Source organism: Marcopretia estuarina LEGE 06307, assembly GCF_056633115.1.
Genome location: NZ_JBSJOY010000003.1, coordinates 274,095 through 287,017, shown reverse-complemented (window position 1 = coordinate 287,017; position 12,923 = coordinate 274,095). Strand labels below are relative to the sequence as shown.

Here is a 12,923-nt window from a genome sequence, read left to right as displayed (position 1 = left end):
CCCACCGGAGTGGCAGCTCTGCATTCCCTGGATCCCTGCCTCTTCCGGCGCCTTCGTTGGCATGGGGAGGGCCATCGGTTCCCTGGAACCACCTGGAGAGGTGGCTGAGTGGTCGAAAGCGAACGACTCGAAATCGTTTGAAGGGAAACCTTCCGTGGGTTCGAATCCCACCCTCTCCGTTCTATCCCTCGGCTCAGGGTTGCCATGCCTCCCCGGCGGCATCAAGCGGGGTCAATGCGTAGCGCGCGGGACTAATGATTCTCACTTGTGCATGGCACGATGGCGTTGTCTCGCCTCATGGTCGAATCCTGATCTTCCCTGCTGCTGCATGGTGATGAGGCACCCAGAACGTGCACCTCTGCCTGAACGTCCTCGCACCTGAAAGCCTGCAGGCTTGCGTGCCGCGTTTAGCTTTTTCTCATTCAGGAGAACCACGGCTTCTGGCTTGCTTTGGGACGTTTCTCGGGCACAATTGAACCCATCACACAGCGGAGCGCTTGTTCCTCTCTGTGCCTCGAAGCCTGAGCAGAGCGCACACCGTTCTGGGCAATGTCCTGGGCAGCATCAGCAAGGGCTGGTCGGGATTGTCCGTTGAGGATTCGCGCACGATCACTACCGATGCCTTCGGGCTTGTTGCCACCGGCGCCTGTGTGTTGGTGGTGTCCACCATCCTTTTCATGGATGGCCAGGCACAGCAGGCGCAACGCAGTTGGCATGCGGAAAGCAATCTGTTGCAGTTGCGCGTGCAATGGCACAAGCTCATGGCCAAGGAATGGGGCCGAAACGATCAGATCAACGCCGCTGTTGCTGGTGGTCCGGCGGATGCCCTGAAGGAAAGGCTGGCCGGTTCAGAGATTCTCCAAGGCGGCCAGAACATGCTGATCGCCGATGCGGATGGCCGGATCCTGTTCGATTCGTTGTCAGGCCCCAGGGGAGAGGCCATGGGTCCGGCGGCCCGTCAGGAGTTGCAGCGGTGCGTTGCCCAGAAGCTCAGCAGGGTGATCGCGCTCCGTCGCTTTGAGCCTGCCACCGCCTATGGCTGGATCTGTCTGGATGCTCACGTGTTTGCGATCGGAGCAGTTGCGGGTGTGCTCGATCAAGGCGCGCAGAACTCGCCAAAGGGCTGGTTCTTCCACTTCGGACAGGTGATGGTCAACGATGACGACCCGAACCTTCGCGGCGCCTTCGGCAAGATCCGCGACAACCTTTCCGTCGCGGTCGACGCGGTGCCACTGCTGGGCTCCGGGGTTGAGGGGCTGCGTATCTCCTCTGCCCCAGTGTTTCCGATCAGCGATCTTGAGCCGTCCTCCGCGCCGTGGCGCCTCCAACAGACCGTCCCCTGGAGGCAGTTGCTGGTGGGCTATGGGCTGGATGTGCTCGTCCCCTGGTTCACCCTCTGCCTCGGGCTCGGTGTGGTGGGTCTGTTGCGTCTGAGATCCCTGCGCCGCAGCTCCCACGGCACGCGGCGGGGGCTGCTCACAGCCCCGCGTGCCTTCCGTGTCGCGCGGCCGAAGGGCCTGCCGCACGCCCTGCAGCCCAGCTCGGATCTTGCCGATGCCCTGCCCCTGCTGCCCGCGCTGGTGAAAGCCCACCCCCTGCCCCTGCTGGTGGTGCTCTCCCCTCTGATTCGCGCCTTCGACGGCTCTGTGCCCAGCGGTCTGGAGGCACTGAACCGCACCCTGGTGCTGCTGGAAGAAGGGTTCAGCGTCGCATTTCCGGCAGCGCTGCTGTGCAGGAGCCAGGAGCTCGCCCTGGTGGCGGTGGTGCCGCTGCCGGAAGCGCTGGACCGCCACCTGGCAGCCACCCGGGAGGAGCTGGTGGCGCAGGTGCAGGCCATCATCGATCGGGCGACCGACAACGTCCACGCGGTCATCCGGGCGGATGTGAATTCCAACCTGACGTGGCTGAAGCCTGATCGCATCGCAGAACAGATTCTGGATCTCATTTCCATGAATCGACAGATGAAGCATCACTTTCCGCCAGCTTTCCTGGATGCGGATGCTGCTGAGCAGCCCGCTTTGCTGCGATACCAGAGCAGCCAGGATTTTAAAGTTGTGCAGTTGGCAGAGAGTTTCATTGACCACCATTACAGGTTGGAGAATGTGATTCTTTTTGATGGCAATCAGCAGCGCATTGCCTATCGCGAAATGCTTTTCTCGCCCTCCAGGAATCAGCACCCCGATGTGCCGCTCCAGGATTTGATTCGTTCGCTGGAGCGAACGTCGGCCATTCATCTGATCGATCGCTCCATGTTGCGCAAGGCCCTCTCCTTCAGCGCTGAAGCTGTCAAGGATGTGCCCCTGACGGGAGAGTGCCAGTTGCCCGTTGAATCTCGGCAGCGTGGTGAGGTGGGGCTGGTGCGTATGTCAGGGCCGGAGGCTCAGCCTTTGCCGCTGATCGCTACCAACCTTTCTGCGCTCACTATCCAATCGGAGCTGCACCGCAACGGAATCCTCGACATCCTTGAGGCCGCCCCTGCCCCAGTCCGTCAGACCATCGTGATGGAAATCACGGAAACGGCGTTGTTGGGTGAGGAGTCTGTGTGGCTGGATTTCTTCTGCCGCCTCCGCCGCTTGGGGGTGCGGGTGGCGATCGACGACTTCGGTTGTGGCTATGCCGCCCTCTCCTATCTGTTCCGCTACCCGGCCGACTTCATCAAGGTGGACCTGCACTATGCCCGGCTCACCTGCGACCGGCGCGTGAATGCCATGGTGGAGTTTCTGCTGAGTTTTGAGGTGGGCTATCCCACCCGCGTGATCATGGAAGGAATCGAAACGCAGAGCCAGCTCAGCCACTGGCGGCAGAAAGGTGTCACCCATTTTCAGGGCTACCTGTTCGCCTCACCACCACAGAGTTGACATGCGCTGGTTTGTGAAGCTGGAAGAGGGCACGGTGGATCGCCGCCATTTCGACCAGCACCTTCAGGCGCATCTCGCCTGGGTGCGGGAACTGAAGGTCCGTGGCCACTGCCCCAGCACCGGCTATTGGCAGGAGTGCAAAGGCCAACCTGGGGCAGGAGGCATGTTGCTGTTCCAGGCGGGTAGCTGGGAGGAAGCGGAAGCCATCGTGCGAAGCGATCCACTCATTCAGGCCGGCAGCGTGAGCTGGATCCTGCACGAGTGGCATGTGGTGGCTGGAGCTCTGGGGGCCGCCGGGGATCCCGGATTCAGCTGACCGCTGCCGGAACCAGGCCAGGCTCTGTCGCCATAGGGGCTCAGAATCGGGCCAAGGCGGAGATCTTCACGAGCTTTTCTTTCTCGATGCCTTCAAGTTCACCCACATGGAGAAGCCCATCTTTCACGAGGGTGGCAAACATGAAGATAAGGGAGGAATCTCTGAGGTCAAACTTGCCATCCATCTCGTGACGTTTAGCACTCAGAAAATCATGCAAGCTCCACACGTCGTTGGGACTGGCTGCCTGCTCCACGCGATTCTGGAGAGTGGCGATCAACGCAGCCACTTCGCGTTGATAGGCCAACTCCACTGCTTTCTGGGCTGCTTCTTTTTCCTCGGGCGTCCAGCCGGAGTGGCTCACTTCCACCTTTCTTCAGAATTGACTTTGTGTTATTGAGACCCTAACACATCAAAAATCCGACTGAGAGGCACTCGGCGGAGGCTACTTTGCTCGTAGGTGCTAGGTAAAATTACTCACCCTGTAGCCGTGGGTGACCGTTGTGCGACCAGTATCTGCGATGCAGGCGAGGCAGCTCGTACCAGGCAGCCTCTGGATGTTGATGATGCTCCCAGTGAAAGCCGAAGTGATAACAACTCACCAGGGAGATCAATGCAGGCAGCTGCAGGCTTTCCACCCTGTGAGTGAGACCATCACCCGCCTGGCCGTGGCGGTGAGGAAGATAGGTGCCGAACACAAACAACTGCACGGAACTGAGCACCAATGGCACGACCCAGAACACAACGATATTGAGTTGAATTGCTGGAGCTGCTGATGGCATCACTGCTGCAGTACAGATCCAGGCAGCCGCCAGGCTGACAATCTGGGGCATTGAAAGGTATCCCCGCATGAAGTGCAGGTACCAACTGACAGGATGGGAACGGATACCGTCGTGGAAGTCGGGATCGCCTGGGCTCCCGGGAGCCTGGTGATGCTGGCGGTGCTTCCTGAGGCAGTCGCCGTAGGGAAGGCAGGCGTAGAGCGTCAGCGCCAAACGGCCCAGGCGGTGGTTCAAGCGTGGGCGCGCCGGTATCAGGCTGCCGTGCATGGCGTCGTGGGCGACGATGAACAGCCCGGTCTGCAGAAAGGTGCGCACCAGAATCTCGGTGCCCACCCCAGCCGCCGCGATCCAGGTGTGCGGCAGGCGCCAGTGTGCCAGCTCCTGGGCTGGAGTGTGGCGGCCCGTGGCCAGCAGGGCAGTGAGATCTACCTGCAGCAGCAGCAAGAGGCTGGCCAGCCAGGCGACCACGATCAGTGCCGCCAGGGCGAGCCCCACCCACGACCGCTGCTCGGCGCCCATGGACGGCGGGACCGAAACCGAGGCATCGGTTCCCATGACGATCGGCCGAAACAAGCGCACTTGAGGATCCTCGCTGGTTGTTGTGAGGCCAGCGCGCCGTTGCGATGAGGCTTGATGGTGTGATGTGACAAGCCGGTTGGCCTGTCCGTTGGTGCGGCGGCCGCTTTGGAGCAGCAGCTGCTCTCAGGTGCTTCCGGATGGAAGCTGCAGCGCGTTCAACACGGCACGTGCGTTTGTACCACCACCCCTCTGCTTGGAGGCAGTTCCATGGCGGCGGTGATGGCCACCTTGGAAAGGCACCGGCCTGAAAGCTTCAGCCCCCGTGGTGTAGCCAGGGGCATTTCAGAGAGCGCAGGCTTGGCAGCGTGGACCGAGGCTGTTTCTGGCCTGATCAAGGACCGATGCACCGATGAACAGCCTCCGGGCAGGGCCCAGGAGGCTGTTCGGTGGTATCAGGCGGAGTGCTCCGCGACGGGCTCAGCGGATGAAATTGAGCAGCTCTTTGGGGGAGGCCAGCAGATCGATCGCCACGAAGAAGATTTTCCCCTGAGGATCGATCAGGAAGCGCCAGGCCACGTTCATACCCACGCCGGCGCCGAACCAGGGGGTCTGCACCCGACCCGTCACCTTGATCTGGGTGTAACCATCGGCAGCGGGCTCAGTGACGCCTTGCTCAGGCAGCAGCTTGAGGTTCTGGCAATCTTCCTTGAAGAAGCGCAGCACAGCTGCCTTGCCCACGATGGGCCTTTGGAAGGGGGGCTGAAGAGCACCGTCGGGAAGGAACAGCTCAATCAACGCGTCGAAATCGTTGGCATTGAGCAGGTTCATGTAGGAGAGCACGGTGGTGTTGCTCACTCCCTTGATGCTCACTTCGCTGCGCTGGGCGGGCTCGGTGGGGGGCACCACCGGCTCGGCGATCCGCTCGGCATCTTCGATCTTGTTCGGGTCGAAGCCCATATCGACCACGGCGTTGCGCAGCACGGTGATCTGCTGACCGCCTTCCAGACCCTTGATGGCATTGAGGATGGCGGCGGCGTTCGCCGACAGCTGATACCCCTGGGGAATCGGGGCCACGGTGCCCTGCTCCATCCATTCGCCGAGGCGATACCAGAAGCCAAGCTTGATGTTCGGCGACCAGATCGAATAGGTGCGGGAGATCGGAGTATCCACGCGGTTGGCCAGATCGCACATCACCTGCGACTGATCCTGGAAGCTGAGTTGACGGATCTGGTTGAGGGTGGGCTCGGCGAACTGCATCCGAGCGGCGCCGGGAGCCGCAATGGTGATTGTTTTTCCCATTTCCAGATAGGCGTACCAGATCAGAGCGAGCTGATCTTCAGCGCTCAGTTGGTTGAAGCGCGCAATCGTGGCTGGCACGACATCCGCTGAAAGCGTTGTTGGAAAAATGCCGCGAGCGTCTTCAAGCGTGATGGCCATGGGAATCCTTCGCTGCAGGGATTGTGACTATCGTAACAGTCTTCCTCGCTCTCCCTTTTTCCTCCCAAACAGCTGCGGCGCAAGGGGTGTGAGCCGACGCCGCGCCTGAGGCCTGCTCCGTGTTGGCGACGCCTGTGGCCCCGCGCGCGACACGCCGCTTCGCACCCCCAGGCTCCACCGCTGGGCAGATCTGCGCTCGCGTTTGTGGGCTGGGTTCGTCCAGAGTTGGAACAATCCGTGGTTCGGCGATGCTTCCCAACCCCTTCTGCCCGCTCAGGGGTGCTGCCGTGCTGAGCCTCAAGGCCACGGTGCTGCTGTTGCTCACCCTGTTGATCAAGGCGCGCATCCAGATCCGTTTCTTTTCTGCCCTCGGCGTGCTGTTGCTGCTTCTGCAGACGCTCGCCTTTCTGGCCGCTGGCGGGCTGCTCAGCCTGGCGGGGCTGGGCGTGATGGCCACGGGCCGGCGGCGCTGAGCCGGGCACGACCGGCGGGGACCGGCGCCAGGCCAGGAGCTTTTGGAAACGGAGAGGGTGGGATTCGAACCCACGGAGGCTTTCGCCTCGCTGGTTTTCAAGACCAGAGCCATCAACCACTCGACCACCTCTCCAGGTGCCCCGCGGGGGTGGTCAGATTTTCTCATGCCCGCCCTGCCCCCGCCCCGCCGGCCGGTTGAGTCCACCACCTGCCTTGCACCACTCAACGGCCTGGCCAGGGCAGTGGCCGCAGCTGGGCGGGCAGATAGAGCGGATGCATGGGGCAGCCCTGGCGGCTGAGCCGGAGGCAGTGCAACGCCGGCAGCAGGCTGCGGACAGCCTGATCACGACTGGCAAAGCGGCCCTTCACGCCCCAGGCCGCCACCACCAGAGCGGCGCCTTCGGCTTGCTGCTGCAGCCAGCGGTCGTTGGCGGGACCCACCGGATCGGTGGCCGTCAGCATGCTGCGGGGATCGGTGGCGCGAAAGGCGAACAGGTTGCCAAGCCTTAGCCCCCCATAGCCCCAGCTGCGCGCGAAGGCCACACAGCGCCGCACCGTGGGATCGTCGCTGTGACCATCGGCGCTGCTGGGGTTGAGGCCCACGATGAGCACCACCGGCGCGGCCGACCAGCGGCGCCCGAGCGCATACCGGTAGCTCCGGCACGGACTGAACACGGCCCAGCGCTGCATCACCGCCGGCCGCCCTTCAGAGGCTGGCCTTGCGGCCGATCACCGCAAAAAAGGGATCTCCCTTGCCGCCCAGCCAGCCCAGCGGCCCCTGGGCAGGGGTGTCTTCGGCGATCACCGCTTCCACCGTCCAGCTCTGGGCGGCCAGCACCCGGGCCACGATCTCCAGGTGGTCCCGGTCGCTGCCGTCGGTCCACACCTGGGGGGCCTTCTGGAAGAACATCCGGTTCGAGAAGGCCACGATCACCTGCCCGGCCGGACGCATCACCCGCAGCAACTCGGCGGCAATCGCTTCCGGCTGCTGCAGATATTGCCAACCGGCCACGATCAGCACCGCATCCACGCTGGCATCGGCCAGGGGCAGCACCTGGTCGCGGTTGAGGTTCTGCACCCAGTGACGATCCAGCCGGGGATTCGCTTCCAGCTCCCGGGCATTGAGGCCATGGCCGATCACCTCGTCGTAGGTGAGGCCTTCGGGCAGGTGGCTCACCCAGCTGCTCATCAGATCCAGCACCACCGCGCAAGGGGGAATGCGCTCGCGGTAGAGCGCCGTGAGCCTGCTGCGGAAGCTGGCATCGAGATGCTGAACGAAACGGGGCTCCGCATAGAACAAGGCGTCGTCGGAGCCATCGAGCTTCGCCCGCTGGGCTGCGCTCAACACCTGCTGAACCATGGCGATGTCCGCCTGCTGTGAATGGCTGGCGCAGCCTGGCAGCGGCGCCTTCCTGCCGCGAGCGGCCACGCCATCCTGGCGGCGGTGTGTTGCTCACAATCCGGTGACTTCCAGTTCCCAAGCGGGCCCGATCGAGAATTCGCTGGTGCTGGCGGCTGACGATCCCAAGCAGCTCGCCGGTTTCTATGGGCTGTTGCTCGACAGCACACCCCAGCCGGGGCTGAGCGCGCGGCACTGGTGCCTGCCGCTGCCCTCCGGCGGCCGGCTGGAGATCTACGCCCCGTCGTCACGGCGGCCCAGGCCGCGGCAGCACGGCCGGCTGGGGATCTGCGCGACACGGGCGGCCGGAGCACAGCCAGCCCTGCAGGTGCTGCACGACTGGCGGCTGCAGCTGCTGGCCCGGGGGGCCGCTGAACTGGAGCCGGCGCGGCTGGAGCCGTTCGGAGCGGAAGCCTGGATGGTCGATCCAGAGGGCAACCCGTTTCTGCTGCTGGTGCAAGGAGGCACATGCTGAGCTCGATCTTCAGCCTCTGAAGCAACAGAGAATCAGCACGTCCGTTCCTGCAACGTGCCCTGATTGGCCACGGCGCTGTTGTACCAAATGCGCTTCCCAAGCGCGTGCGCCATCACTCAGCAGCGCCATCCCCGCTTGAGCAGCGCCTTCCCTTGGTTGTTGCAATCTGCAGCGCTTTCGCTGCAGGCGTGTGTTGCGGCTCGGTGCGTGGGCCGTTTGCTGAGCGATGGCTACGGTTGCCATGGATCTTCCTGGCTGTAGGCCCCATGATTGAAACCATCGATGATCTGCCGGAAGGCACACTTGGTTTTCAGTTCAGAGGAAAGATCACGGCCGATGATTACAATCTTGTGCTCACTCCGGCGTTGGATCGAGCACTGGAGGAGCACGACCGCATCAAGGCGCTGGCCTGCCTCGGAGACGATTTTCAAGGCTTCAGCCTGGGGGCCGCCTGGGAAGACACCAAAGAGGGATTGCGGCACTGGGACGGCTTTGAGCGGCTGGCTGTGGTCACCGATGTGGCCTGGATGCGGCACGGCCTGCCGGCCATCGCCGTGGCCCTGCCCTACCCCGTGCGGGTGTTCGGCAATGCCGAGTCTGAGGAGGCGCGCCGCTGGCTGAGCGAGGCCCTCGGCCTCATTCAGGTGTCCCGTGACGCCGATGTGGTGACGGTGCGGTTGATCGGCTCGCTGGATGCCGGTGCCTACGCCCACGCTGAGGAGGAGATCGCGGCGGCTTTCGCCGGCCTCGACGGCGTGCGGCTGCTGCTCGAGTTGAGCGCCTTTGACGGCTGGGCTGGGCTGGCGGCGCTGAGCCGCCACCTGGGGCTGATCCGCGACCATCACCGGGCGATCCGGCGTGTGGCCCTGGTGGGCAACAAGGTGTGGCAGAAGCTGGCCGAAAAGGCCACCTCCCGCTTCATCACCGCCGAAACCCGCTTCTTCGCTTCCACGGATGCCGCCTTGGCGGAGGTGTGGATCCGGCAGTGACCGGCGCAAGCATGAACAGATGTACAGAGCGATGGACGGTTTCGGCCCACCGTTCCATGATTCATTTGTTGGGATTCGGAGGCACCATTTGGCAGATACTCCCCCTGAACATCAATCAGGAGTGCGCTGACGTTTCGGACCCTGCTCCAACAGTCTCGCAGGACATTGTGGCTTTATGGTTGCTCTTTGCAGCCACCCAATGCATCGTTTCAGGTGCCCATGGGTATGGATGAAGCCATTCCGTTGATCACCATGGCCCCAGGTGCCAGCGGCAGCAACTCCGTCCCACAACTTCATCTTTTGCGAATCGATTGATTCGCCCTTGGTTCATCTCACTCACCCGTGTTGAGATCACGCCTGTCCTTGACCCTGGCCTGATCGTCACACCCCAGAGGAGCGAAGCCCGGTGGCCTTGCCATCGGGCTTTCTCATGGCTGTGCACCACCCCAGGCCAGTGCCACTTCAGGCTTCCTCGCCGTTGCCCCTGCAGCCGTCCGCTGTGTGCTGCCGCCGCAGGGACCGCAGCACGGGCTCCAGCCTCAGGCGGTTGTAGCGCTGCAGCCACAGGCAGGGCAGGTTGAACAGGGTGGCGAAGCCGAGGCTGATCCACGCACCCAGCGGCGGCAACCACAGGGCCGTGAGCAGCCAGAAGGGCCAGAGCGCCAGGTGCACCAGCTCGGCGCGCCGGGTTTCCGCCACCAGCCGTTGCAGGGTGGCGGCATCCCGCCGTACCAGGGTGTTTTTGCGCACTCCACCCGGCAAGGCGTCGCCGGCATCGGGCAGCAGGGATTTCCAGCGCCGGATTCCCAGCCGGCGCTCGTAGCCCTGGGTCGTTTCCGGCCAGGGTCGCCGAGCGGTGAGCCAGGTGTCCCGCTCAAGGGCCGCCAGCGGCAGCCGCTGAGCGAGCCAGCCGATCAGCAGCGACCACAGCAACCAGCCCAACGCACAGGCGAGGGCCGCTAGCGCGTTGGAAAACGCCTGCCTTTCCATTCGATCGTGCCGCGCTCAAGATTCAGAATGGCCAAAAGGAACACCGCCAGGAAGAACAGCACCGGCAGCGGAAAGATCAGGCAGATCCAGCCGAAATCACCCACCCGCCGGGTGATCACCAGCAGCTGCAGGGCGAACGCCAGGTAGAGCACCAGGTTGGGTGCCAGGGAGGCATCCCCCACCATCGGCCAGCCCAGCAAGGCCGCCGGCAGGCACCAGGCCGCCCAGAACAGACCGGACAGCCACAGCAACACCGCCAGCATCCACAGCCAGCGCACCTCACCGGCGGCGGTGGCGAAGTTCTTGGCGAAGCCCACCACCATGTCGTGGAGGCCGCCGGGGTACATGCGGTATTCGATCAGCCCATCGCCGATGTAGGCGCTCACCGGCAGCCCGGCCTTTTCGTAGAGATGGCCCATGAACCAGTCTTCGACCACCTTGCCTGCCACCGCCTCATGGCCGCCGACCCGGTCGTAGTCGGCCCGGCTGGTGGCCATCGCCGGACCGAACGCCACCCCGCACCCCGGCCCCATCGGCACCGCCATCAACCCCACCAGGTTGAACAGCATCGACAGCTGTTCGTAGGGCTTTTCGGTGCGGTGGAACGGTTGCACCGACACCAGCCCGCCCAGAGCCTGACGGGTGGCCAGGAGCCGCTCCAGGAACTCGGGCCGCGGCTCGGTGTCGGCGTCGAGGAACACCAGGATCTCGCCCGTGCTGGCGCGCACGCCATGGTGCAGGGCCCAGGTCTTGCCGCACCAGCCCTCGGCCAGCGGCGGCGGTTGCATCACCTTCACACCGGCGGACCGGGCGATGGCTGCCGTGCGATCGCTGGAGTGATCGTCGACCACAATCACCTCCAACCCCTTGAGGGTCTGAGCCTGCAGGGCTGGCAGCAGGTTGGGCAGGGTTCGCTCCTCGTCCCGGGCGGGGATCAGCACGGAAATCGTCTGCTCGCCCTGCAGCCGGCGCTCGGGAAGCCGCGTGAGCCGCTGGCAGAGGGCCCAGCCCAGCAACCAGCGCACCACAAGAGAAATCGCCACCAGGTCCAACGGTCGGCTCCGGCGGTATCTCTCCAGGCTAGGTAGGCCGCCCCATGGTGAGAACAGCGTGGCAGGGTTGACCTGCTTACCAGGCGAGTTCTGGCAGCTCCCGGAACACTTTGCGCACGCCCGCACTCCACTCGCCGCTCAGCTGCTTGAAGTAGCTATCTCCTTCCGCGAAGCGGCGGCGCTGCTGGATCGCCAGGCTGTCCCGCTCGTAGAGCAGCAGGTCGATCGGCATCCCTACCGACAGATTGCTGCGCATGGTGGAGTCGAACGACACCAGCACGCATTTGGCCGCTTCCGCCAGGGTGGTGTCGCGGTCGATCACCCGGTCGATGATCGGTTTGCCGTACTTCGCCTCGCCGGTCTGCAGGAACGGGGTGCCTTCGCTGGCCTCGATGAAGTTGCCTTCGGCGTACATGCGGAACAGGCGTGGTGCTTCCCCCTTGATCTGCCCGCCCACCAGGAAGGAGGCATTGAAGCCGCCGGCCGCCCCCTTGAGGAAAGGGCCATCGCGCTCTTCGATCGCCCGCACCGCATCGGAAACGAGGCCCATGACATCGAACATGGTGCGGGCCGTCCACACGTTGGGCGTGCCGTCGTCGGCGTCAGCGCGCTGACGCAGCAGGCTGATCACCGCCTGGGTGCCGGCCAGGCTGCCGGAGCTGAGCAGCACCAGCACCCGATCGCCGCGCCGCTCGAACACCGTCATCTTGCAGAAGCTGGCGAAATCATCCAGGCCTGCATTGGTGCGTGAATCGGAGGCGAACACCATGCCGCTCTCCAGCAGCACCGCCACGCAGTAAGTCATGCCGCCCATACCTCGAACGACTCCAGCACCGACGGCCCGAAGCTGGTGGTGAGGGCCACATCCGCCGCATCCCTGCCCCGGGCGATCAGGATCCGCCCGATCCGCGGGGTGTTGTTGCGTGGGTCAAACACGTGCCAGCCCTGGCCGAGATAGGCCTCGAACCAGGCCGAGAAATCCATGGCGGTATGGGGCGGTGGCACCTCGATGTCACTCAGGTAACCGGTGCAGTATCGCGCCGGGATGTTCATGGAGCGGCAGAGGGCAATGGCCAGATGGGCGAAATCACGGCAGACCCCCACGCGGCTTTCGAAGGTCTGCAGGGCCGATTTTGTCGGGCTCGAGCGGTTGTAATCGAAGCGCACGTGCTGATGCACGAAATCGCAGATCGCCTGCACCCGCCCCCAGCCTTCGGGCGCCTGGCCGAACTGGGACCAGGCGAAGTCCGTGAGTAGGTCGCTCTCGCAGAAGCGGCTGGCCAGCAGGAACAGCAAGGCGTGATCCGGCAGTAGTTCCACCGGCTGCTGCTCCAGCCAGGGCAGCACCGGATCCGGCAGGCCACTGTCGGCCACCAGGCCACGGCCCCGCAGGCGCATCGGCCCGGCGGGGGCCAGCAGCCGGTTGCAGTGGTTCCCGTAGGTGTCCACGTACGACTGGCAGGGCACCTGCGGCGATAACTGCAGCGGGTCCGCTTCCAGCAGATCGCCGGCGCGGGAGTCATGCACCCCCAGGATCACGATCATCGGCGTGGGCCGCTGGCAGCGCAGCAGCAGATCAAACCCCACGCGAATCTGCAGCGGCTGAGTCGGTGGCGTCGGTTCCGCTGGGATTGG

The 12,923-nt window shown here is 64.1% G+C and carries 14 protein-coding genes and 2 tRNA genes; 6 read left to right on the top strand and 10 right to left on the bottom strand.

Going from position 1 to position 12,923, the window contains the following annotated elements; translation table 11 throughout:
- Positions 1-94: 94 nt before the first annotated feature.
- The 3 genes from ACWJI3_RS09020 (at position 95) to ACWJI3_RS09010 (ending at position 3,174) form a co-directional block, all read left to right on the top strand.
- Positions 95-179, top strand: a tRNA-Ser gene (locus tag ACWJI3_RS09020).
- Positions 180-584: 405 nt separating this feature from the next.
- A complete protein-coding gene (locus ACWJI3_RS09015; protein WP_480203492.1) occupies positions 585-2,858 on the top strand; it encodes an EAL domain-containing protein in 2,274 nt (757 codons plus the stop codon).
- Between the two features lies 1 nt (position 2,859).
- Positions 2,860-3,174, top strand: coding sequence for a YciI family protein (locus ACWJI3_RS09010; RefSeq protein WP_480203491.1), 315 nt, complete (start codon positions 2,860-2,862; stop codon positions 3,172-3,174).
- A 40-nt stretch (positions 3,175-3,214) separates the two neighbouring features.
- Here the strand turns inward: ACWJI3_RS09010 and ACWJI3_RS09005 are convergent, their stop codons facing one another.
- From ACWJI3_RS09005 to ACWJI3_RS08995, 3 genes are all read right to left on the bottom strand, one after another.
- On the bottom strand, positions 3,215-3,535 hold the full coding sequence (locus ACWJI3_RS09005; protein ID WP_255099888.1) for a hypothetical protein: 321 nt from the start codon (positions 3,533-3,535) through the stop codon (positions 3,215-3,217).
- Between the two features lie 109 nt (positions 3,536-3,644).
- A complete protein-coding gene (locus tag ACWJI3_RS09000) occupies positions 3,645-4,508 on the bottom strand; it encodes a fatty acid desaturase (protein WP_480203490.1) in 864 nt (287 codons plus the stop codon).
- Between the two features lie 441 nt (positions 4,509-4,949).
- Entirely contained in the window at positions 4,950-5,909 is a 960-nt protein-coding gene (locus tag ACWJI3_RS08995) for an orange carotenoid-binding protein (RefSeq protein ID WP_094510192.1), read from the bottom strand.
- A gap of 248 nt (positions 5,910-6,157) precedes the next feature.
- Between ACWJI3_RS08995 and ACWJI3_RS08990 the strand changes: the two genes are divergently transcribed.
- Positions 6,158-6,382: a hypothetical protein gene (locus tag ACWJI3_RS08990; protein WP_094510193.1), complete on the top strand. Its 225-nt coding sequence runs from the start codon at positions 6,158-6,160 to the stop codon at positions 6,380-6,382.
- A gap of 49 nt (positions 6,383-6,431) precedes the next feature.
- On the opposite strand, the gene ACWJI3_RS08985 is transcribed toward ACWJI3_RS08990, so the two are convergent.
- The 3 genes from ACWJI3_RS08985 to ACWJI3_RS08975 form a co-directional block, all read right to left on the bottom strand.
- Positions 6,432-6,516 (bottom strand) — tRNA-Ser (locus tag ACWJI3_RS08985).
- An 89-nt stretch (positions 6,517-6,605) separates the two neighbouring features.
- Positions 6,606-7,073 (bottom strand): DUF1643 domain-containing protein, encoded by a 468-nt coding sequence (locus tag ACWJI3_RS08980; protein WP_480203489.1) that lies wholly within the window; start codon positions 7,071-7,073, stop codon positions 6,606-6,608.
- 16 nt (positions 7,074-7,089) lie between these two features.
- Complete coding sequence (locus ACWJI3_RS08975) at positions 7,090-7,743, bottom strand: class I SAM-dependent methyltransferase (protein WP_480203488.1); 654 nt, start codon at positions 7,741-7,743, stop codon at positions 7,090-7,092.
- Positions 7,744-7,846: 103 nt separating this feature from the next.
- Here ACWJI3_RS08975 and ACWJI3_RS08970 point away from each other — a divergent pair, with 103 nt between their 5' ends.
- Both ACWJI3_RS08970 and ACWJI3_RS08965 read left to right on the top strand, forming a co-directional pair.
- Positions 7,847-8,257: a VOC family protein gene (locus ACWJI3_RS08970; RefSeq protein ID WP_480203487.1), complete on the top strand. Its 411-nt coding sequence runs from the start codon at positions 7,847-7,849 to the stop codon at positions 8,255-8,257.
- A gap of 266 nt (positions 8,258-8,523) precedes the next feature.
- Complete coding sequence (locus tag ACWJI3_RS08965; RefSeq protein ID WP_480203486.1) at positions 8,524-9,246, top strand: SpoIIAA family protein; 723 nt, start codon at positions 8,524-8,526, stop codon at positions 9,244-9,246.
- A 462-nt stretch (positions 9,247-9,708) separates the two neighbouring features.
- Here the strand turns inward: ACWJI3_RS08965 and ACWJI3_RS08960 are convergent, their stop codons facing one another.
- The 4 genes from ACWJI3_RS08960 to ACWJI3_RS08945 form a co-directional block, all read right to left on the bottom strand.
- On the bottom strand, positions 9,709-10,236 hold the full coding sequence (locus tag ACWJI3_RS08960) for a glycosyl-4,4'-diaponeurosporenoate acyltransferase CrtO family protein (RefSeq protein WP_094510196.1): 528 nt from the start codon (positions 10,234-10,236) through the stop codon (positions 9,709-9,711).
- On the bottom strand, positions 10,206-11,279 hold the full coding sequence (locus tag ACWJI3_RS08955) for a glycosyltransferase family 2 protein (RefSeq protein ID WP_480203485.1): 1,074 nt from the start codon (positions 11,277-11,279) through the stop codon (positions 10,206-10,208). Before ACWJI3_RS08955 ends, ACWJI3_RS08960 begins: the two co-directional genes overlap by 31 nt.
- 85 nt (positions 11,280-11,364) lie before the next feature.
- Entirely contained in the window at positions 11,365-12,093 is a 729-nt protein-coding gene (locus ACWJI3_RS08950; protein WP_480203484.1) for a proteasome-type protease, read from the bottom strand.
- Complete coding sequence (locus ACWJI3_RS08945; protein WP_233132687.1) at positions 12,090-12,875, bottom strand: transglutaminase-like domain-containing protein; 786 nt, start codon at positions 12,873-12,875, stop codon at positions 12,090-12,092. Before ACWJI3_RS08945 ends, ACWJI3_RS08950 begins: the two co-directional genes overlap by 4 nt.
- Positions 12,876-12,923 lie beyond the last annotated feature (48 nt).

Excerpts from the sequence above, each read along its gene's own strand:
- ACWJI3_RS09010 (WP_480203491.1), top strand. The coding sequence starts at position 2,860 with ATGCGCTGGTTTGTGAAGCTGGAAGAGGGCACGGTGGATCGCCGCCAT.
- ACWJI3_RS09000 (WP_480203490.1), bottom strand. The coding sequence starts at position 4,508 with ATGGGAACCGATGCCTCGGTTTCGGTCCCGCCGTCCATGGGCGCCGAG.
- ACWJI3_RS08995 (WP_094510192.1), bottom strand. The coding sequence starts at position 5,909 with ATGGCCATCACGCTTGAAGACGCTCGCGGCATTTTTCCAACAACGCTT.
- ACWJI3_RS08990 (WP_094510193.1), top strand. The coding sequence starts at position 6,158 with ATGCTTCCCAACCCCTTCTGCCCGCTCAGGGGTGCTGCCGTGCTGAGC.
- ACWJI3_RS08980 (WP_480203489.1), bottom strand. The coding sequence starts at position 7,073 with ATGCAGCGCTGGGCCGTGTTCAGTCCGTGCCGGAGCTACCGGTATGCG.
- ACWJI3_RS08975 (WP_480203488.1), bottom strand. The coding sequence starts at position 7,743 with ATGGTTCAGCAGGTGTTGAGCGCAGCCCAGCGGGCGAAGCTCGATGGC.
- ACWJI3_RS08965 (WP_480203486.1), top strand. The coding sequence starts at position 8,524 with ATGATTGAAACCATCGATGATCTGCCGGAAGGCACACTTGGTTTTCAG.
- ACWJI3_RS08960 (WP_094510196.1), bottom strand. The coding sequence starts at position 10,236 with ATGGAAAGGCAGGCGTTTTCCAACGCGCTAGCGGCCCTCGCCTGTGCG.
- ACWJI3_RS08950 (WP_480203484.1), bottom strand. The coding sequence starts at position 12,093 with ATGACTTACTGCGTGGCGGTGCTGCTGGAGAGCGGCATGGTGTTCGCC.